This is a genomic window from Streptomyces sp. NPDC002690, assembly GCF_053592415.1.
Map to the genome: position 1 here is coordinate 1 of NZ_JBSFVR010000133.1, position 18,779 is coordinate 18,779.

Below are 18,779 nucleotides of genomic sequence, written 5' to 3' on the forward strand. Positions count from 1 at the left end.
AGGGCCGTCGCGTACGCGGGCGTCTGGAAGATTCCGGGGATCACGGTGGAGCAGTAGACCCGGAACAGGCGGGTGCGTCTTCCGGGCTCAGGCTCAGCGGCGGCAGCTGTGCCTCCGTGACGGCCAGCGCGGTCACCCCGATACCGGCGAGCAGCAGGCCCATCCGGCCGCCGAAGGACGTGCGGTTGACGGTGAGGGAGTCGCGCCCCCACACGGTCCGCCCGTACCCGATGTCCCGGCCGTAGGTGACGACGCCGTTGGAGACACGTTTGACGATGCGATCACCGAGGAGTTCGTCGGTCCCCGACGCCGAAACGTTGTCGTACCAGCGCACCAGCCCCGGCACCGAGGGATCGCGCCGCCGCCACTCGTGCCGGCCGTCGTCGTAGTGGCGGTGCACACTGCCGTCCGCCAGCAGTTCGTCGCTGTAGGCGGTCTCTCTGGGCCTCATCATGGTCTGCGGTCCTCAAGCTCTTCCGGTCGGATCGGGCCAGGTCACGAATCCCGAGGCACGCAGGTCCCGCAGCCCCGTCCACACCGAGGCGCGCGCCACCCGCGGCCCCCGGGTGAGACGCAGCACCCCGCGGACCAGCCGTGCCGGGGGCACGGCGGCGACCTCGGCGAACCGACCCCCCGCCAGCCACGCCGTCTCCTGCGGTCTGAGGGTGCCGGGCAGTTCGGCCGGCTCCGCCCTCCGGACAGGGCCGCGCCCGGCCGGCAACCGCATGGCCTGCGCATGGCGAGGTACGAGCCCCAGGGAGGACACCCGGACGCCGGGTACGGGCCCGAGAGCGGTCCGTACCTCGCCGCGCAGCGCGATCCCCCGAAGGCTCGCGTCGTGGAGGACGTACACCGTCGCCCCGTCCGCGCGCTCCAGAGCGGTGGTCAGCCGCGGGTGGAACGGCAGCGCGTCGGCCACCGCGAGGACCGGGCAGGCCGCCTCCAGGTGGACGTGGTTGGCCAGCAGCATCCGGGCGATCGCGCGGTCCTGGCAGACCAGGAGACGGGGCAGCCCGTAGTCGTGGAGGTCGGGTTCGCTCGCCCGCTCAGGGGCGCGTACCTCCTCGGGCGGGGGCGGCAGCAGACCCGGGACGGTGTCCCGGCCCCGGGCGTCCAGAGCACGGGTGAACGACGGCAGCCGCAGGTACGGCCGCGCGGTGCGCGGAATCCGGCTCAGCACGGTCAGGGAGGGATCGAGCACCCGGCAGGTCTCGAAGTACAACTGCCGTTCGGTGAAACGGAGGCCGCCCGGTTCGGCGGCCCGCACGGCCGCTGCGTCGATCGCGGCGTGGAGGGCGGCCTCCACCGCGCGGGCGAGCAGACGGGTGCCGGGCCGGGCCTCCCGGCTCCTGTCCTGGTCCGGGAGGGCGCGCGCCCCGGCGACGTGAGGGCGTCGCGGTGTCATGAGGTGCTCCTGTCGTGCTTGCCGTCGTGCTGCCGGTCGTGCGTGTGGTCGTGCTTCCCGATGGCGTCGGGCCAGGTGAGGAACCCCTGGGAGAGTGGGCTCCCCGGGCGGCCGGGCGACGGGGCGGGCGCCCGCACGGCATGCTCGACCGCCTTGGTGACGGCGTCGGCGAGCACCGGGGGCGGCACCGCGGCGATCGGCCACCACCAGCCCTCGGCCAGTGCCTCGGCTTCCGGTCCGGGCAGTCGGGCCACCGTGCGGAGGAGTTCCGCGTCGCATCCCGTACCGGCGGAGAAGCGGCGGACGGCCCGCCGGTTGCGGAAGACCGTTCCCGGCCGGAGCCCGGCGTCCACGATCGTCCGGCCGGGGTGGGCCGCTCGGAGGGCCGGGGCGAGCAGGGCGCCGCCGGCGTCCGCGTCGTGCAGCACCACGACCGGCAGATCGGACCGCTGTCCGGCCAGCAGCTCCAGAACCTCCCGCACGTGTGCGGGCCCGCTCACGGGGCCGCCGCGCTCGGCGGCCTTCGCCACCAGGAGCGTGTGCGACCGGCTCGGGAGCCCGTTCTCCCTGAGGAAGCGCGAGACGACCGGATCCGTGCAGACGATGAGGACTTCCGGTGGTCCCGACCGCTCTTTGACCCCGCGCCGCCGCGCCGAGGCACCTGCCGCGCGCTGGTCGTCGACCACACCGCGGGGCAGCCCGCCGTAAGTCGACGTCCAGGCACCCAGCATCAGTGCCCGGAACGCGGTCTCCGACGGACGGACCAGCGCGAAGGCCGGCCGCGCCGGACGGTGGCGCAGCACCGCCGCCAGGACGAGCACCACCGGGACGAACGACACGGCGACCGTCCGGAGACCGCCGTGCGCCGCGACCGCGACCACCACCAGCGCGGCGGAGAGCGGCAGCGCGACGGCCCAGCGCACCCACGCCCGGATTCCGCGCGACGGGGACGCCTCCGCGGACGGGTTGGACGACCGGGAGGCGTACCAGAGCTGGGTCAGGGTGATCTTCAGCACGCCATTGCCGGTGGCCCGCTCGACACGGCGCCGGATGCGCAGGTCGTGCATCCCGGCCCCGTCCGTCAACGGGTCCAGGGCGTAGCGCTTCCCACAGCGCACGCATGTGCCGCCGACGCGTTCCCTCCGGGTGAGCCGCGCTTCGCAGCCCGGGCAGATCACTGGCGGCTCTCCTCGGCGGGGCCGGGGGAGGGCCAGGTCAGGAAGCCCACACCGGCGGCCTCGGCGCGGGCGGGATCGGGCTGCCCGGTGGCCCGGCCGGCGTACCGCGCGACGACCTCCAGCAGTCGGACAGGAGGGAGAGCGACGAGCGGGAACCCCCAGCCACGGCCCAGCCACTTCAGCTCAGCCGTGTCGAACTCGCCGAGGGCGGCGAGTTCACGCCGCGCCCCGGCAGGGGGCCGGCGCCATCGGTCGCGTACCGGCACCGCGTGTGCGAGGCCCCGGACCTTGCGCACGGGAAGCCCCGCGTCGACCACCCTGATGCCCGGGAACGCGTCGCGGGCGTGCCGGGCGAGCAGCGCGCCGTGCGCGTCGGCGTCGTGCAGCACGATCACCGGCCCCCGGGGAGCGAGGGCAACGGCTTCGTCGAGGGTCCGGACGAGCGCGAGACCGTAGTGGCCGGCCATTCCCTCGGCCGTGAGGAACGCGATGATCGACGGATCGGGGCAGAGCAGGACTCCGGCGGCCCGGTCGGCGGGCGTGGGGCCCACGGTCTTCGTCCGTGCGGGCGAGGGGCCGTCCGGGATCCACTCCCGGTCGTCCACCATGCCGGGCGGCAGTTCGCCGTACACCCTGAGCCAGGGGGTGAGGACCGCCGAGCGGAACGCGGCGCGGTCCACCTGCGGGACGCCGCGGCCCACCCCGGCGCTGCGGACGACCACCACGGACAGCGACACCAGTGACAGGAGCACTCCGGCGACGAAGGCCGGTACGAAGGGGACCAGGACACCGGCCAGCAGGAGAACGAAGCCCGCCACGCCCGTCAGTGAGTTCCAGACATCGCCGAGGCTGCTCTTCCGCAGCGAACGGCGCGACAGGGCGTACCAGAGCTGTCCGGGGGCGACCGCGAAGCGGCCGTCGGCCGACAGCGCGGCCATCACGCGCCGCACCCGGAGGTCGCTGAGTCCGAGGACGTTGGTCTTCGGGTCCAGCGCGTAGACGCGCCGGCAGTACGCGCACCTGTTGCCGGGGCGTTCCTTGCGGAGCAGTTGGTGCTCGCAGTGCGGACAGATCATCGGCGTGCCTCCAAGGCCGTCGCCACCCGGCGCAGCCGACCCGCGAGCCGCTCCCGGACCGTCGCCGGAGCGATGCCGTGGACCCGCTGGCGGTCCTCCACGGAGCGCAGAGCCGTCGCTAGGGCCCGGAAGTCGATGGTGGCCGCCGTGGCGAGAGCGCCGCGCTCCTCCGGGGAAACGCCGCCGCGGGAGCGGCGCTCCGCCTCCGGGGCGGTGATCGCGTAGTCCTCGTGGTCGATGCCGTACCCGGTGTTCGCCGTGACGATGGTCAGCGGACGCTTCCCCCGGTTGGCGAAGGAGTGGGGCATCATCTCGGGAATGCGTATGAGCATCCCCGGTACGAGCGGTACCTCGGTGGTCCTGCCGCGCTCGGCGTCCCAGAGACCGCAGGACGCGTGACCGAGCGACAACACGTAGTGCTCGCCGCCGTGGGCGTGGGGCGTGAAGGCGCTTCGGGGGCCCATCATCCCGAGTTTCACCGTCGCGTTGGACGGACGCTCCGGGGACGTGGCCGCGTCGCCCACCAGGTAGTGCGCGAACTGCCCGTCGTCGATGAAAGGAATCATCCCGCCGTCGGGTCCCAGCGGCCGGCAGTCGTCACGGTCGGCGACCACGACGGAACCGTCCGGCCGCACATGGTAAAGACGCACACCGCAGGGCAGTGCTCCGCGTACTCGGTCCGGTATGTCCCCACCCGCGCCCATCGCGCCTCCCCCTGCCCCCCGTGGCGCGCGGCGCGCGCGTCATGCGAGGAATCCTAGGGCGGTACCGGCCCCGCGCGGGAGAGCCGGGGCGTCACTCCGGTGAAGTCCCGGTGAACGCGGAGGTGTGCGGGGCGGGCACGCGGCGTCACGTGCGCCCGAATGGCGGTGCAGCAACCCGGAGCCTAACGTCGAACGGGTAACGCGTCCGGGCCCGTACGGACCGAGGGCGCCGCCGTCGGCAGACATGGGTACTGATATGACGGACTCCCAAGCGAATGTCGCACATCTGGCCGCGCCCGGGAACAAGAACGAGGGCCGCGGCAAAGGTATGGCGCTCCTCGTCATCACCTCGTGCCAGCTGATGGTGGTGCTCGACATCACCATCGTCAACATCGCCCTCCCGCACATCCAGACCGCCCTGGGATTCAGCACCGAGAACCTCTCGTGGGTGATCAACGCCTACACGCTGACCTTCGGTGGGCTGCTCCTGCTGGGCGGACGGCTGGGCGACATCCTCGGACGCCGCAGAGTCTTCATCTTCGGCGTCCTGCTCTTCGTGTTCGCCTCCCTGCTCGGCGGTCTGGCGCAGGAGTCCTGGCAACTGCTCGCCGCCCGCGCCCTCCAGGGCGTCGGCGGGGCCATCGCGTCCCCCACGGCACTGTCGCTGATCACCACGACCTTCCGTGAAGGGCCCGAGAGGAACAGGGCGTTCGGCGTCTTCGCCGCGGTCTCCGCGGGCGGCAGCGCGATCGGGCTCCTCGCCGGAGGCCTGCTGGTGGAGTGGCTCGACTGGCGGTGGATCTTCTTCGTCAACGTGCCGATCGGCCTGCTGATCGCCCTGGCCACCCCCCGCTACATCCCCGAGTCCGTACGCCACCCGGGCCACTTCGACCTGCTCGGCGCACTCACTTCCACACTCGGCATGGTGATGCTCGTCTACGGCTTCATCCGGGCCTCGGAGGACGGCTGGAGCGACTCGATCACCCTCGGGGCCTTCGCGGCGGCCGTGGTGCTGCTCGCGGCGTTCATCGCCAACGAGCGGCGGTCGAAACAGCCGATCACCCCGCTGTGGATGTTCCGCGACCGCAACCGCGCGGGCACCTACGGCATCATGCTCTCCCTGTCCGCCGCGATGTTCGGCATGTTCTTCTTCCTCACCCTGTTCGTGCAGAACGTCCTCGGCTTCAGCCCGCTGCGCGCCGGGCTCGCCTTCCTCCCGGTGAGCGTCATCATCGCCGTCGGCGCCGGGATCGCGTCCCAACTGCTGCCCAAGTGGGGGCCGAAACCGTTCATGGTGACCGGTGCGGTGCTGGCGGCGGCGGGGCTGGGCTGGCTGACCATGACGGACGCGAACAGCACGTACCTGGGCAGCCTGCTCGGCCCGATCCTCGTCTTCGGCCTGGGCATGGGACTCCAGTTCGTCTCGCTCACCCTGATGGCCGTCTCGGGCGTCCGCCCCAAGGAGGCGGGAGCGGCCTCCGGAATCCTGAACGCCACCCAACAGGTCGGTGGTTCGCTCGGACTCTCCATCCTGGTCACGGTCTTCGGCACCGCCAGCCGCAACGAGGCGACCGACCAGATCCCGAAGTTCATGCAGGAGGCGACCCCCGCCCAGCAGCTGGAATTCCGCCGGACCGGTGAACTCCCGCCGCCCTGGGGCAACGAGGTACTGGCTTCCGGTGTGTCGGCCGCCTTCATCGTCGCGGCCGTGCTCGCCGTACTCGCCGCGCTGATCTCCCTCTTCGTCATCCAGGTCCGCGCCTCCGACCGCGAACGCCTCCAGGGCGGCGCGGCCCCCGCGGTGGACGAGGACGACGCCGCCGTCCCCGCCGTGGGCACGGGGACCGCCGGCGACCGGGACGGTACGGCCCTTCGGGACGCATCGACGGACGACGGGCCGTCGCCACCGGGAAAGTGAGGCGAGCGGGACGGCGCCCCGCGTCCGGCGAACGGGCCGGGAAGTGGGGCGCCGTCCCACTGCGACCGGGCGACCTCGCCGAAGCGCGTCGGTACGCGAGTTCAGTGGGCGGCTAGGGTGTCCGTTCCCATGTCCAGCCGCATGGCATCGCGTACCTCGGCCAGCGCATCCATGACGTCGACGAAGGCGCGCTCACAGCGGGCATCACCGTCGACCATCCCGGCGCCCGCCTCGTCCCGCAGCCTGCGCACGCTGCGGAAGTAGCCGAGAGCGGGCTCGACCACCGCGCGCGGTGCGAAAACCTCCAGCTGATAACGGAGTTCGTAGCACTTGGCGAAGCTCTGCCGGGCGCGGACCAGACGATCCGCGTCGGTGCAGGTCCGGTCCAGAACCAGGATCTGCAGCTCCCCGCGCACCTGGGAAAGCGTCCCGAGGTAGGCCCCGTACAGCTCGCGTCTACTGCGCCGCCACTCTCCGGCGGCCTCACGTCGGTCCTTGCGGGCCTCGATCAGCAGCGTCGAGCCCATGGCGATCACCGCACCGAGAAGCGTGGCCACCAGCGTCATCCATTCCATGCTCGAACACGGTAGGGAGACGGCGTGGTCCACGCCAGGGTGTTGGGCGGCCTGAGCAGGGCAGGGGCGGCGGACCGGAGGGAGACCGCCCCGGAAACCGGCGCGGCGGACACCCCCGGCGCGGCCGGAGCCGGAGCCGGTGAGTGACAGGGACCTCGAAGCGGAGGGGCGTCAGCCGAAGCCGAAGATGCGTGCGAGGAAGAAGGCGGCGAAGACGGCCGCGCCCACCAGGACGACGGCCGCCCATACGGCCGGGTGTTCCCAGATGCCTCCGTCCGCGCGCTCCTGGTGCGCCTCGCCGATGCAGCCTTCAGCCGGCGGGGTCTCTCCCGGGGGATTCAGTGCGGTAGTCATGCGTCAACCGTCTCTCCACCCGCGCTCCCGCGCACGCCGTGACGACGCCGCGGCGCAGGCCCATCACCGGGTGTGGCCGTCACGGGTGCGGGCGCGGCCCACCCGGGTCGCCCGCCTCCCCGCTCGCCCTCCGGGCTGCCTGCCCGCCCGCGCCCAGCAGTCCCGTGGCTTCAAAACGGGCCCGCTCCTCCAGACGCGGGAGCTGCCGCCGGGACACCCAGGCGACCACCGGCGGCAGCAGGGGGCGTACGGGCTGCGCCAGCCGCAGCCACGGCGGCGCGTACACCGTGGGGGAGCGGCGCTCGATACCGCGTACCAGCCAGTCGGCGACCTGCTCCACCGGGTGGACCCGGCGTGCCGGGGGAGGCATGTGACCGCGCAGCTCGCGGAGTACGTCGTACCGGTCGGCGTCGCGGATCATGTCGGTGCCCGTCCAGCTCAGATAGGCGACGCCGACACCCACCCCCCGGTGGGCGAGCTCGGCCCGCAGGGACTGCGCGAATGACTCGACGCCCGCCTTCGACGCGCAGTAGGCGCTCATCATGGGTGCCGCGCCGAAGGAAGCCGTGGAGGCGATCTGGAGGAAGTAGCCGTGCGTCGCGAGCAGCCCCGGCAGGAACGCACGCGCGGTGACGGCACTGCCGACGAGGTTGACCTCGACGACCCGCCGCCAGCTCACGGGGTCCGACGTGACAAAGGGGCCGCCCTCGGCCACCCCGGCGTTGGCCACGACGACCGAAGGCCGGCCGAGGCGGGCGGAGACCTCGGCCGCCACGCTCTCCATGGCCGTGTCGTCCGTGACGTCCACCTCGAAGCAGTGCGCGTCCGTCTCCAGGGTCCGTGCCACCCGCTGCAGCGCCGCACCCTCCCGTCCGAGGAGGGCGACCCGTACACCACGGTGCGCCAGCTCCCTCGCGATCCCCGCGCCCACCCCGCGTGCCGCTCCGGTGACGACCGCGAGACGCCCTGCCAGCGGGTTCCTGTCGCGCATGCTGCACTCCTCGGCCGTGCGGAGGGGGACCGTACGCCGACGGCCCGGCGGCGGGCCGCCGCCGCTTCCACCCAAACACGCCGCACCGGATCGGGCTCGCGCTGAGGGCCGGCCGCGTCGGGGCCGGCCGGGTGCCCCAGCGGCTCCCGGTACTCCCGGCCCAGACACCGTGGTGCTCTGCGAGGCTTCCCGGCGAGCGGCGGAGACCGTGCCGCGGACGCCCTCCGCACGGGTGCGATTGAGTACGGAGACTCAGGCCGTGGGCGGGTTCCCCGCCGGACGATGGACCTTGCCACGCCGACCGACCGCAGGAGAACCCGTGCTCAGCCGCATCGCCGCAGCCGTCGTGCCCTCCCTCGGACACCTGACGACCACATCCGACGAGGAGGCGGCCCCCGCCCCCGGTTCGATCGTGGTAGCCAACCACACCTCGCTCGTCGATCCGGGGATCGTGCTGGCCGCACTGCTCCGCCACGGAGTGGAGCCGGTCGTTCTCGCCACCGCCGGCCTCTGGCGCATCCCGGTGCTCGGGCCGCTGCTGATCAGGGGCGGGCACGTGCCCGTCCACCGGGGGAGTGTCCGGGCGGCGGAGTCCCTGGACGAGGCCGCCGCCGCGCTGCGGGCGGGCCGCCACGTCCTCATCTACGCGGAGGGCCGGTTGCCGCTGCGGAAGGACTCGGCCGAGGCGGCGCCCGAGCGGTTCCGCAGCGGGCTCGCCCGCCTCGCGCTGGCCGCCGACGCCCCGGTCGTACCGCTCGGCCAGGCGGGCGCCCGCCGCGTGGTCTCCGGCGGCGCCGTGAAGCAGATCGCCGGACTTCTCACCGCGCCGGCCCGTCGGCCCCGTCTGCACGTCCACTTCGGCAGCCCCGTCCGGCTCCCCGACGACATCCCGGCAGCGACCGCGACGGCGCACCGGGCCGTCACGGCGGCCTGGCGCACGGCCACGGAGCACCTGGTAGCTGTCTCGTGAACCCTGGCGGCCACCGCCAGCCGCTCGGCGGCCGGGCCTTCACCGGCCCGTAGAGCCGACCCGTAGAGCCGACCCGTAGAGCCGGGCCGGTGAAGGCTGAGGTGTGGTCAGCGCTCCATCATGCGCATCTGGGCGTCGTTGTGGGTGTCTCCGGCGGCCGGGGGGAGGCTGGTGAGCTGGTCGAGCTGTTCGACGGTCAGCGTCAGGGCATCGGCGGCGGTGTTCTCCTCGACCCGGGCCACGCGGCGGGTGCCGGGGATGGGAGCGATGTCGTCCCCCTGGGCCAGCAGCCAGGCGAGGGCCACCTGGGCCGGGGTCGCGCCGATCCGGGCGGCGACGGCGGCGACCTCGTCGGCCAGACGCAGATTGTGCTGGAAGTTCTCCTCGGTGAACCTCGGGTTGTCCGCGCGGAAGTCGTCCGGCGCGAACTGGTCGGTGGAGCGGATCGCACCGGTCAGGAAGCCGCGCCCCAGGGGGGAGAAGGGGACGAAGCCGATGTTCAGCTCACGCAGCACCGGCAGCACGCGGGCTTCGGGGTCCCGGGTGAACAGCGAGTACTCCGACTGAAGGGCGGTGACCGGATGGACGGCGTGGGCGCGACGGATGGTGTCGGGTCCGGCCTCGGAGAGGCCGATGTACCGGATCTTGCCCTCGGTGACCAGCTCGGCCAGCGCGCCGACGGTCTCCTCGATGGGAGTGCCGGGGTCGACGCGGTGCTGGTAGTAGAGGTCGATGTGGTCGGTGCCGAGGCGCCCCAGAGAACCCTCGACCGCGGCGCGGACGTTCGCCGGGCTGCTGTCGGGACCGCCCTGACGGCCCGTGTGGGAGATCAGCCCGAACTTCGTCGCGAGGACGACCTGGTCCCGGCGCCCCTTCAGCGCTCGGCCGATGAGTTCCTCGTTGGTGTAAGGGCCGTAGACCTCGGCGGTGTCGACGAAGGTGACGCCCAGCTCAAGGGCGCGGTGCACGGTGCGGATGGACTCCGCGTCGTCGGTGCCGGCGCCCGTGTAGCCGTGCGACATGCCCATCGCGCCCAGGCCGATACGGGAGACTTTCAGGTCACCGAGGTTGATCTGCTTCATGGTTCTCACTCTCCGAAATGTGTTCGGTGTTTCTCAGCTGTGATGAGGTGAACCCGATCACAACTCCTGCGTTCAGGGCGTGGCTTCGCGGAGTCGGGGCGGAAGTCGACCCCGTCCGTGAAGGCGCCCCGGTCCGCCCCGGTCAGCCGTCCAGGCGGCGCTTGCTGAGCCAGGCGACCATCTCGGGGTCGTGGTGGTCGAAGAACAGGGTCTCGCCGGTGTCGAGGGCGGCGACGGCCGCCATCTGGTCGTCGGTCAGCTCGAAGTCGAAGACGTCGATGTTCTGCGCCATCCGGTCGGGGTTGACGGACTTGGGGATGGTGACGACCTCGCGCTGGATCAGCCAGCGCAGCGCGACCTGGGCCACGGACTTGCCGTGCGCCTCGCCGATCCGGGCCAGGACGGGGTTGGTGAACAGGCCGTTCCTCCCCTCGGCGAAGCCGCCCCAGGACTGGTGCTGGACACCGTGCCGGCGCATGAGGTCCTGGTCGGCGGTGCGCTGGTAGAAGACGTGGGTCTCGATCTGGTTGACGGCCGGCGTGATCTCGTTGTTGAAGGTGAGGTCCAGGAGCCGGTCGGGATGGAAGTTGGCGACGCCGATCGCCTTGGCCAGGCCCTCGCGGTTCAGCGCCTCCATGGCCCGCCACTGGCCGTACACGTCACCGAAGGGCTGGTGCATCAGGTACAGGTCGAGGTGGTCCAGGCCCAGCTTGCGCAGCGAGGTCTCGAAGGCGCGCCGGGTGTTCGCCTCGGCGGGCGCGTCCTGGACCCACAGCTTGGTGGTGACGAACAGTTCCTCGCGCGGGATGCCGCTCGCCCTGATGGCGCGGCCGACCGCCTCCTCGTTGCCGTACGCGGCAGCGGTGTCGAGCAGCCGGTAGCCGGCCGCCAGCGCTTCGGAGACGGCCCGCTCGGTCTGCTCGGCCGGGATCTGGTAGACGCCGAAGCCGAGGACGGGCATCCGGAGGCCGTTGTTGAGGGTGACGTGCTGCACGGGTTCTTCCTTCTCGTGGTGGCCTGGTGGCGTGGTTGCTCGGTGGGCGAGCGGGGTCTGATGGGGTGGGGCGGAGGTGGCGAAGGCCGTGAGGGCCCGGCGGTCGGTCACGGTCGGATACGCGTCCGACGTCATGTATTTCATCCGGTGACGGTCTGGATCTCCCCCACTTCAGTCCGTGTCGTAGGAGTCGGGTCGTCGCGCGGGCTCGGCACCAGGCCGGACAGGTCCGAACGGTGGGCCGGAGCGGGAAGCTGACGGCGGTATCGAGCAGGATCACCGCCGCGCCGGCAACCGTGCCGAAGACCGCCACCGCGCCTGCGCCGCCGTACTCCCGCGAGGTGTCCACCGAGCTCACCCGGTGACGTCGTCCACCATGCCTGCCGGCACCCCCCGGCAGGCAGACCTGCTTCTGCAGGGGGGTGGCCAGAGGGGGGTACGGCAGGGCCCCCCTCCCGCATACCGCCCAGGTCGCCGCATTGCGACACTGGATGCATGGCACCCGAGCAGCGGCACACCGTCGGTGACGAGCTGGCGCGCTTCCTGCGCGCCCGCCGCACCCAGACCAGCCCCCAGTCCGTCGGCCTCACCCCCGGGTACGGCGTCCGCCGCACCCCCGGCCTGCGGCGCGAGGAGCTGGCCACGCTCGCCGGTGTCAGCATCGACTACTACACCCGCCTGGAACGCGGCAAGGAAACCCGGCCGGGCCCCGGGGTCGTCGACGCTCTCGCCCGCGCCCTCCAGCTCGACGACGACGAACACCACCACCTGCGCGAGCTCGCCGTCCGCGCCTCCCGGTACGCGCCCCAGCCGCCCCCTCCGCCCAGCCGCACCGTCCGTCCCCACCTCGCGCTGCTGCTGGAGACGATGAGGCCGAGCCCCGCCTACATCGTCAGCCGCAGCATGGACCTGCTCGCCTGGAACCCCGGCGGTCTCGCTCTGTACGCGGGTATGGACGACTGGCCGGCCACCCGGCGCAACCTCGCCCGCTACCTCTTCCTCCACCCCGTGGCCCGTGAGCTGTTCCCCGACTGGGACATCCAGGTCCGCGGCTGTGTCGCCCGTCTGCGCACCGAAGCCGGCCTCAACCCCGATGCTCCGGATCTCACGACCCTCGTCGGTGAACTCCTCCTCAAGAGCCCCGACTTCGCCAGCCTCTGGGAGCGTTACGAGGTCATAGGCCGCAAGAAGCTCCAGAAGACCCTCCACCACCCGAAGGTCGGCGTCCTCACCCTCAGCAGCCAGAGCATGAGTCTGGAGGGGACCCCCGGACAGCGCCTCGGCGTCTACACCGCCGAACCGGGCACCCCCGACCACGACGCCATGCTCCTGCTCGACCTCACCGCACCGGCGGACCCGGCACACCGCGACCGCGTGACGACCGACTGACCGCCGCTCCGGAGAAGGAGCCGCCCCGGCCGAGGCCGGTCAGGAGGCTGGCCAACAGGTCGGTCACGAGGATCGGTCACGAGGCCGTTCGAGGTCTTCGGGCGTCAGGTCAGGGCGCAGCCGGTGCCAGGACGGCTGCCGCAGCAGCCCGGCGCGGGTCCTGGTGGCGTAGGCAACCTCGCCGACCAGACGGGGCAGTACCCATCGCGCGCCCGGGACCGCCGGGGGCGGGGTGAAGGGGCAGTCGGCACTCGCCGCGGCGCGCAGGAGTCCGGCGAGCGTTCGCCGTTCGCCGTCGCTCCATCCGGTGCCGACGTTCCCGATGTGCCGCAGGCCGTCGCCGTGCCACTCACCCAGCAGCAGAGCGCCCGGCAGATCGCTCAGACGCCCGTGGCCGGGCAGCCAGCCGCCGACGACGACATCGGCGGTCCGGATGTGACGGATCTTGATCCAGGCACGTGAGCGGACCCCCGGTTCGTAACCCGAGTCCAGCCGCTTGGCGATCAGCCCTTCCAGCCCGGCGGCCCGGGTCGCTTCCAGGGCACGCTCGCCGTGCCCCGCGATGAAGGCGGGGGTCGACCAGTGCGGTCCGGTCAGGCCGAGCGATGCGAGGGCGGCGCGGCGTTCGGTGTAGGGGAGCGGCGTCAGAGGGTCGGTGCCGAGGAACAGTACGTCGAACAGGACCAGGTGCGCGGGGACGGTACGCGCCATCCTGGCCGCCTTCGCCGGTGCGCCCGCCAGACCCATGCGTGACTGCAGCCGTTCGAAGTCGCTGCGTCCCGAGTCGTCGAACGCGACGATCTCACCGTCCAGGACCGCGGCCGTGTCACCCAGAGCCGCGCCCAGCGGCGCGAGGTCCGGGTAGGCGGCGGTGATGTCCGCGCCGGAACGCGAACGCAGCAGTACCGTCCCGTCGCCGGGCAGACCGACCACCGCGCGCTGCCCGTCGTACTTGACCTCGTAGGCCCACCGCTCGTCCACCGCGGCGGGCGGCAGCCGGCCGGGGGTGGCGAGCATCGGGGCGATCCGGGGAAGTCCCATGGGTCCGGCGCGTCAGGACGCGCTGCGCTTCCTCGCCGGGGCTTTGCGGGCGGGGGCCTTCTTCGCGCTTCTCTTCGCGGCGGAGGACTTCGCGGCGGTTTTCGCGGAAGCCCTCGCGGAGGACTCCCCGGCAGCGCCCCGCCTCGCGGTGCCTTTCTTCGCCGCGCCCTCGCGCGTGGGAGCCGCCTTCTTCCGCGCGCCCCGTCCGCCGGCGGGCAGCTCGTGCACCGTGGCGTCTCCGCCGTGCTCGCCCCGGCCCTCCTGCGCGGCCTTGACCGAGGCGTTGAGGGCGGCCATCAGATCCACCACCTTGCCGGGTTCCCGCTCGCCCTCCTCGCCGGACGCGGCGGGCTCGCGGCCCTCCGCCTTCGCCGCGATCAACTCCTCGAGGGCGGCGCGGTACTCGTCCCGGAAACCGTCGATGCCGTCGAGGGCCATGGTCTCGGTGAGTTCCACGGCCCGGTCGATCTCACCCTCGTCCAGCTCGACGGCCTCGGGAGCGAGTTCCCGGGGACTGCGGATCTCGTCGGGCCACCGCATCGAATGCAGCACGATCGCCCCTTCCCGAACCCGCAGCAGCCCCAGACGTTCGCGGTTGTGCCAGGCGAACTTGGCGACAGCGGCCTTGTCGGAACGTTCCAGCGCCTTGCGCAGCAGGGTGTACGGCTTGTTCGCCACCTCGCCGTCGGCCGCCAGGAAGTACGAATCGCCGATCCGGACCGGGTCGATGGTGCTCGCGTCGACGAACGCGACGATCTCGATCGCCTTGGCGGTGGGGAGCGGCAACCTGCCCAGTTCCTCGTCGGTCACCGGCACCGTATGGTCCTTGGCGACCTCGTACCCCTTGGCGATCTCGTCCTGGGGCACCTCCTCGCCGTCCAACTCGCACACCTTGCGGGTACGGACGCGGCCCATGTCCTCCAGGTGCACCTGCCGGAAGTGGATGCCGTGGTCCTCGGTCGCGGACACCACTCTGATCGGGATGGTCACCAGCCCGAAGCTGATGGCACCGGTCCACAGGGGTCGCGGCATCGACTACCTCCAGGCGCCCCGCTCCGGTCCCGGACGGGCGGACGGGTATCGGTCGGCGGAGGGACGGGCGGGTGCCCGCGCTCCTCCGGGGCCGTCCGGCGGACCTCCGCACGGACGGGCCCTCCGCTCCGATCCTCGCGCGCGCGACCCTCCCGCGCATCCGGGGGAGGGCGGCGCGTCAGCTCCGGCCGAAGCAGCTCCGCAGCTCGTCCAGGTCGTAGAAGTGGCTGCCCGGGGCGATCGGCTCGCAGGACGCCTTGAAGGCGGTCTCCTTCTCGTTGTAGAGCATCCGGACCAGGTAGCGCGTCCCGCCCGGAGCCTTCTTCCCGGACTTCTGGCCCTTCGCGTCCTTCCCGGCCCGCTGCGGCCCGGCGAAAAGGTCCCACTGCACGTTCGCGGCCATCGGCGCGACCTGCGCACCGCGCCACGCGTTGTTCTCGTACGTGTAAGGCTCGTGGAGATCCGCGGCCTTCGTGCTGCCGGGCAGCCCCAGCAGGACGGCGAGCGGCATGATCTCCTCCGCGTGCGTGAAGCGGAGGACGGCCCCCTTCGCGCTGGTGCCGCCCGCCTTCGCCTCGACCTGGTCGAACAGGTCGTCGAGCAGCACGTTCGCCATGTCGTACGTGATGGTCCGCCCACTGATCGACGGGCCCTTCTCGTAGAACTCCTCGGCGTCGTCGAGGTACGAGAACCACCGCGCGTTCCGGGCGGGTACGAAGGGGTCCAGGTCGACGTCCGGGGCCTCCACCCCCAGGTCGGGCGCGGCGGCGTACAGCTCGTACAGCGAGCGTGCGAAGGCGACCCGGTCCTCGGCCGTCAGGGCGGCGACGTACCCGGACGTGAACAGGCGCGACACCACTTCCTTCGCGTTCCGGGCGGTGTCCGGGGCGCCGTCGATCCGAGCGAGCACCGCTGCCAGCTCCGGATCGCTCTCCACGTACTCCTGGTAGGCGGCGTTCTGCGGCTGCTTGTGGAAGTACAACAGGTCCTTGTCGGTGACGGGCGCCTGGACGAGGTTCGTCAGCTTCGGATCGGCTGCCGTGAGCCCGCCGGTGAAGGCGTTGGCGCTGGCCGTGGCCCGGTTCACCCCGGAGGTCTTGACCTCGACGGGCTCCTGTCCGGCGACGATCGCGCGGAAGAGGGAGGGCAGCCGCTGCTCCATGCGCCGGGCGGTCTGCCGCTGCTCCTGGACACCGCGACCGGACAGTTCCCCGTAACCGACCGAGGAGGCCGCCGTGAGCAGCGACTCGACCTGCGGGCCCAGCCGGGCGCCGAGGCGGGTCAGCGCGCCCTTGCCCTCCGCGTCCCGCAGCACCGCGAGCACCGCGTCCCCGTCCTCGCTGTCGGACATGGCGCGCGACCCGTGACGGGAGACGCTCTCCGTGAAGACCGGGGTGAACGACGCGGGGACCGGTTCGTAGCGGCGCGCGTTCTGCTGCGGGGCGTAGGTCGTCTTCGTCGTGTAGAAGTGCTCACCGGATCGGTCGGCCCGCGCCGGGGCGTGCGCGGCGGCGGAACCTCCGGCGGCGGTGACCGCGGTGGCGGCCAGGACCAGGGCGGCCATGGAGGAGAGCGTGCGCTTCACGGGGGTTCCTCGGGTGCTTCGGGACTGCCGACCGGGCGGGTGCGACGCCACGCAGGTTCACAAGCCGGGGCGAACGGCTGCCCACCGCCGCCCGTGCACGGAGTGATGTACAGGTGAACAGCCGTCCGCGCAGGGCCGTCGGTGACGGGCGGACGCACGCGGACCCCGTCCGGTCGGGAGGACCGGACGGGGTCCGAGGAGCTGTCCGCGCACGGACGGGGAGGACGCGTAGGCGCGGACGGCGCACGCGGGGGCGGCGGGCGGGCTGCTCGCCCGGCCTGTCCGCGTGCTGGTCAGCCGATGCCGTGCACGGCCTTCTCGATGAGGCCGGCGACGTCCGCGGGGTGGGAGAGCATCACCAGGTGCGAGGAGTCGACCTCCACCACCGTCATGCCCGCGCGCCGGTAACCGTAACGCTCTACCTCAGGGTTGATGGTGTGGTCGGCGGCGGCCACCAGGCCCCAGGAGGGCTTCGTCCTCCACGCGGCGACGGGAGCCGCCTCGGCGAACGCCTGGGCCGCCAGGGGGCGCTGGGAGACCGCGAGGATCTTCGCGAGACCGGGGTCGACGTCGTGGGCGAAGACGGCCGGGAAGCTCTCCGGCACCACCGAGACGTCGGTGCCCGGCTCGTCCGAGCCCTCGACCGGGAAGGGGGTGTACACGAGCGCGGACGCGAGGTCGGAATCGGGGAAGCGGCCCTGCAGCTCACCCAGGCTCTCACCCTCGGTCAGTGCGTACCCGGCCAGATAGACCAGGCCCTTCACGTTCTCCTCCTCGCCCGCGACGGTGATGACCGCCCCGCCGTACGAGTGGCCGACCAGGATCACCGGACCGGCGATCGACCGGACCACGGAGGCGATGTAGGCGGCGTCGCCGATCAGGCTCCGGTTGGGCACCGCCGGGGCGACGACGTCGAAGCCGCGTTCCGTCAGCTCCGGGATGAGCAGGGCGAAGCTGGAGGCATCGGCGAAGGCGCCGTGCACCAGGACGATCGTCGGACTGTCGGACGAGGGCATGGGGAAACTCCTTGGTTCTTCGCGGTCCCGGACGGGAAATCAGGCGGAGTGCAGAGCGGCGCGGAGCGTACCGATCGCCTGCTCGATGGCCGCCCCGGCGGCGTGCGTCCCGCGCAGCGCGTCGAGCATCACGAAGTCGTGGATGATGCCCTGGTAGCGGACCGCGGTGACCGCGACACCGGCCTCGCGCAGCTTGTTGGCGTAGGCCTCGCCCTCGTCCCGCAGCACGTCGGCCTCGCCGGTGATGACCAGCGCCGGCGGCAGCCCGGTGAGCTGCTCGGTGGTGGCGCGCAGCGGCGAGGCGGTGATCTCGGCGCGCTGGGCCGGGTCGGTCGTGTACTGGTCCCAGAACCACTGCATGCCGTCGCGGCGCAGGAAGTACCCCTCGGCGAACTGGTGGTACGAGGCGGTGTCGAAGGACGCGTCGGTGACGGGGTAGAACAGCACCTGCTGGACCAGCGGTACGTCACCGCGCTCCTTGGCCATCAGGGTGAGGGCGGCGGTCATGTTGCCGCCGACCGAGTCGCCGGCCACCGCGATGCGGCCACCGTCCAGCCCCTTGCCGGCGCCCTCGGCGACCACCCAGCGGGCGACCGCGTAGTTCTGTTCGATCGCGACCGGGTAGCGGTGCTCGGGGGAGAGGTCGTACTCCGGGAAGACGACGGCCGCGCCCGCGCCGGTCGCGAGCTCGCGGACGAGCCGGTCGTGGGTGTGAGCGTTGCCGAACACCCAGCCCGCGCCGTGGATGTAGAGGATGACCGGGAGCGTGCCGGTGGCCCCGGCGGGCTTGACGATGCGCGCCTTGACCGATCCGGTGGGACCGCCTTCGACGGTGATCCACTCCTCGGTGATCTCGGGCTTCTCAATGTCGCCCGACTGGACCTCGTCCACTGCCTTGCGGCCCTCGGCCGGGGCGAGCTCGAAGAGGTACGGCGGGTTCGCGGTCGCCTCGGCGAACGCGGCGGCGGCCGGCTCCAGCACGGGGGAGGTCGGCGCGGCGGGGAACTCGGACATGGTTCGTCTCCTGTCGTCCGGGCTCCGGCCGGGGCCGGTCGGCCCACGGGGCAGGGGCCCGGTGTGGAAAAAAGGGGGTGACGACAGGGACGCTACGTCCCCGGAGCACGGGCGGCTTGTCCGTGAACGCCCCGGCTCTGTCCTCTCCGTGCGCGAACCCGCGCCCCGCACGGAACCCGTCAGCCCGGCGTCCCCGCTCCCTCGGCCGTCTCCACCGTCGAGGTGATCCGGACGACCGACGGACCCCGGGGCGCCGAGCCGAACCCGAAGGTCACCGGCGGATCGACGGGCGCGAGCCCGCCGAGGTCCGTTCCCCCGAGGGAGGCGCTCACCGACAGGACACGGTGCTGGTCCCGTGCCCCGTACCACTCGCGCCGGCCCGGACCCGCGGTGCCGAGCGTACGGACACCGGGCAGCAGCCGGGCCTGGGCCGCCGTGTGCGACGTCCCGGCCCG

Annotated in this window: 18 protein-coding genes and 1 pseudogene; 3 read left to right on the plus strand and 16 right to left on the minus strand. The window is 72.5% G+C overall.

The window, feature by feature from the left end; genetic code table 11:
- Positions 1–40: 40 nt before the first annotated feature.
- The 5 genes from ACWD3D_RS18230 to ACWD3D_RS18250 are packed head-to-tail and all read right to left on the minus strand — an operon-like array spanning position 41 to position 4,273.
- On the minus strand, positions 41–454 hold the full coding sequence (locus ACWD3D_RS18230) for a hypothetical protein (protein WP_451461857.1): 414 nt from the start codon (positions 452–454) through the stop codon (positions 41–43).
- 12 nt (positions 455–466) lie between these two features.
- Positions 467–1,405, minus strand: a complete 939-nt coding sequence (locus ACWD3D_RS18235; protein WP_451461858.1) for a hypothetical protein — start codon at positions 1,403–1,405, stop codon at positions 467–469.
- Positions 1,402–2,523 (minus strand): hypothetical protein, encoded by a 1,122-nt coding sequence (locus ACWD3D_RS18240; protein ID WP_451461859.1) that lies wholly within the window; start codon positions 2,521–2,523, stop codon positions 1,402–1,404. The genes ACWD3D_RS18235 and ACWD3D_RS18240 overlap by 4 nt, the downstream gene beginning before the upstream one ends.
- 56 nt (positions 2,524–2,579) lie before the next feature.
- A complete protein-coding gene (locus ACWD3D_RS18245) occupies positions 2,580–3,659 on the minus strand; it encodes a hypothetical protein (RefSeq protein WP_451461860.1) in 1,080 nt (359 codons plus the stop codon).
- On the minus strand, positions 3,656–4,273 hold the full coding sequence (locus ACWD3D_RS18250) for a cupin domain-containing protein (protein WP_451461861.1): 618 nt from the start codon (positions 4,271–4,273) through the stop codon (positions 3,656–3,658). Before ACWD3D_RS18250 ends, ACWD3D_RS18245 begins: the two co-directional genes overlap by 4 nt.
- A gap of 346 nt (positions 4,274–4,619) precedes the next feature.
- Here ACWD3D_RS18250 and ACWD3D_RS18255 point away from each other — a divergent pair, with 346 nt between their 5' ends.
- Positions 4,620–6,281, plus strand: a complete 1,662-nt coding sequence (locus ACWD3D_RS18255; protein ID WP_451461862.1) for an MFS transporter — start codon at positions 4,620–4,622, stop codon at positions 6,279–6,281.
- A 101-nt stretch (positions 6,282–6,382) separates the two neighbouring features.
- On the opposite strand, the gene ACWD3D_RS18260 is transcribed toward ACWD3D_RS18255, so the two are convergent.
- The 3 genes from ACWD3D_RS18260 to ACWD3D_RS18270 all read right to left on the minus strand — a co-directional run bounded on the left by ACWD3D_RS18260 (position 6,383) and on the right by ACWD3D_RS18270 (position 8,201).
- On the minus strand, positions 6,383–6,856 hold the full coding sequence (locus ACWD3D_RS18260) for a hypothetical protein (RefSeq protein WP_451461863.1): 474 nt from the start codon (positions 6,854–6,856) through the stop codon (positions 6,383–6,385).
- A 171-nt stretch (positions 6,857–7,027) separates the two neighbouring features.
- Complete coding sequence (locus ACWD3D_RS18265; protein WP_451461864.1) at positions 7,028–7,210, minus strand: DUF6480 family protein; 183 nt, start codon at positions 7,208–7,210, stop codon at positions 7,028–7,030.
- A gap of 79 nt (positions 7,211–7,289) precedes the next feature.
- The gene (locus tag ACWD3D_RS18270; RefSeq protein ID WP_451461865.1) at positions 7,290–8,201 is read right to left on the minus strand and encodes an SDR family oxidoreductase; all 912 of its coding nucleotides are present in this window, start codon (positions 8,199–8,201) and stop codon (positions 7,290–7,292) included.
- 319 nt (positions 8,202–8,520) lie between these two features.
- Here ACWD3D_RS18270 and ACWD3D_RS18275 point away from each other — a divergent pair, with 319 nt between their 5' ends.
- Positions 8,521–9,171: a lysophospholipid acyltransferase family protein gene (locus ACWD3D_RS18275; RefSeq protein ID WP_451461866.1), complete on the plus strand. Its 651-nt coding sequence runs from the start codon at positions 8,521–8,523 to the stop codon at positions 9,169–9,171.
- A 107-nt stretch (positions 9,172–9,278) separates the two neighbouring features.
- Here the strand turns inward: ACWD3D_RS18275 and ACWD3D_RS18280 are convergent, their stop codons facing one another.
- Positions 9,279–10,253, minus strand: coding sequence for an aldo/keto reductase (locus ACWD3D_RS18280; RefSeq protein ID WP_451461867.1), 975 nt, complete (start codon positions 10,251–10,253; stop codon positions 9,279–9,281).
- Positions 10,254–10,395: 142 nt separating this feature from the next.
- The gene (locus ACWD3D_RS18285; RefSeq protein ID WP_451461873.1) at positions 10,396–11,247 is read right to left on the minus strand and encodes an aldo/keto reductase; all 852 of its coding nucleotides are present in this window, start codon (positions 11,245–11,247) and stop codon (positions 10,396–10,398) included.
- A gap of 495 nt (positions 11,248–11,742) precedes the next feature.
- On the opposite strand from ACWD3D_RS18285, the gene ACWD3D_RS18290 reads away from it, so the two are divergent.
- A complete protein-coding gene (locus ACWD3D_RS18290) occupies positions 11,743–12,636 on the plus strand; it encodes a helix-turn-helix transcriptional regulator (RefSeq protein ID WP_451461868.1) in 894 nt (297 codons plus the stop codon).
- Between the two features lie 63 nt (positions 12,637–12,699).
- Here the strand turns inward: ACWD3D_RS18290 and ligD are convergent, their stop codons facing one another.
- The 6 genes and pseudogenes from ligD to ACWD3D_RS18320 all read right to left on the minus strand — a co-directional run.
- A complete protein-coding gene (ligD, locus tag ACWD3D_RS18295; protein ID WP_451461869.1) occupies positions 12,700–13,677 on the minus strand; it encodes a non-homologous end-joining DNA ligase in 978 nt (325 codons plus the stop codon).
- Between the two features lie 12 nt (positions 13,678–13,689).
- Positions 13,690–14,709 carry a non-homologous end joining protein Ku gene (gene ku, locus ACWD3D_RS18300; protein WP_451461870.1) on the minus strand — a complete coding sequence of 340 codons (1,020 nt, stop codon included), beginning with the start codon at positions 14,707–14,709 and terminating at the stop codon, positions 13,690–13,692.
- Positions 14,710–14,887: 178 nt separating this feature from the next.
- Positions 14,888–16,294, minus strand: a complete 1,407-nt coding sequence (locus tag ACWD3D_RS18305; protein ID WP_451461871.1) for a histidine-type phosphatase — start codon at positions 16,292–16,294, stop codon at positions 14,888–14,890.
- Positions 16,295–16,587: 293 nt separating this feature from the next.
- Positions 16,588–17,310, minus strand: coding sequence for an alpha/beta fold hydrolase (locus ACWD3D_RS18310; protein ID WP_451461872.1), 723 nt, complete (start codon positions 17,308–17,310; stop codon positions 16,588–16,590).
- Between the two features lie 39 nt (positions 17,311–17,349).
- Positions 17,350–18,324 carry an alpha/beta hydrolase gene (locus tag ACWD3D_RS18315; protein WP_451012699.1) on the minus strand — a complete coding sequence of 325 codons (975 nt, stop codon included), beginning with the start codon at positions 18,322–18,324 and terminating at the stop codon, positions 17,350–17,352.
- A 179-nt stretch (positions 18,325–18,503) separates the two neighbouring features.
- Positions 18,504–18,779, minus strand: a pseudogene (locus tag ACWD3D_RS18320) (hypothetical protein); the annotation flags it as partial.

Coding starts and splice junctions, on each gene's coding strand:
- ACWD3D_RS18230 (WP_451461857.1), bottom strand. CDS start 454: ATGATGAGGCCCAGAGAGACCGCCTACAGCGACGAACTGCTGGCGGAC.
- ACWD3D_RS18255 (WP_451461862.1), top strand. CDS start 4,620: ATGACGGACTCCCAAGCGAATGTCGCACATCTGGCCGCGCCCGGGAAC.
- ACWD3D_RS18270 (WP_451461865.1), bottom strand. CDS start 8,201: ATGCGCGACAGGAACCCGCTGGCAGGGCGTCTCGCGGTCGTCACCGGA.
- ligD (WP_451461869.1), bottom strand. CDS start 13,677: ATGGGACTTCCCCGGATCGCCCCGATGCTCGCCACCCCCGGCCGGCTG.
- ACWD3D_RS18235 (WP_451461858.1), bottom strand. CDS start 1,405: ATGACACCGCGACGCCCTCACGTCGCCGGGGCGCGCGCCCTCCCGGAC.
- ku (WP_451461870.1), bottom strand. CDS start 14,709: ATGCCGCGACCCCTGTGGACCGGTGCCATCAGCTTCGGGCTGGTGACC.
- ACWD3D_RS18310 (WP_451461872.1), bottom strand. CDS start 17,310: ATGCCCTCGTCCGACAGTCCGACGATCGTCCTGGTGCACGGCGCCTTC.
- ACWD3D_RS18260 (WP_451461863.1), bottom strand. CDS start 6,856: ATGGAATGGATGACGCTGGTGGCCACGCTTCTCGGTGCGGTGATCGCC.
- ACWD3D_RS18245 (WP_451461860.1), bottom strand. CDS start 3,659: ATGATCTGTCCGCACTGCGAGCACCAACTGCTCCGCAAGGAACGCCCC.
- ACWD3D_RS18280 (WP_451461867.1), bottom strand. CDS start 10,253: ATGAAGCAGATCAACCTCGGTGACCTGAAAGTCTCCCGTATCGGCCTG.
- ACWD3D_RS18315 (WP_451012699.1), bottom strand. CDS start 18,324: ATGTCCGAGTTCCCCGCCGCGCCGACCTCCCCCGTGCTGGAGCCGGCC.
- ACWD3D_RS18290 (WP_451461868.1), top strand. CDS start 11,743: ATGGCACCCGAGCAGCGGCACACCGTCGGTGACGAGCTGGCGCGCTTC.
- ACWD3D_RS18265 (WP_451461864.1), bottom strand. CDS start 7,210: ATGACTACCGCACTGAATCCCCCGGGAGAGACCCCGCCGGCTGAAGGC.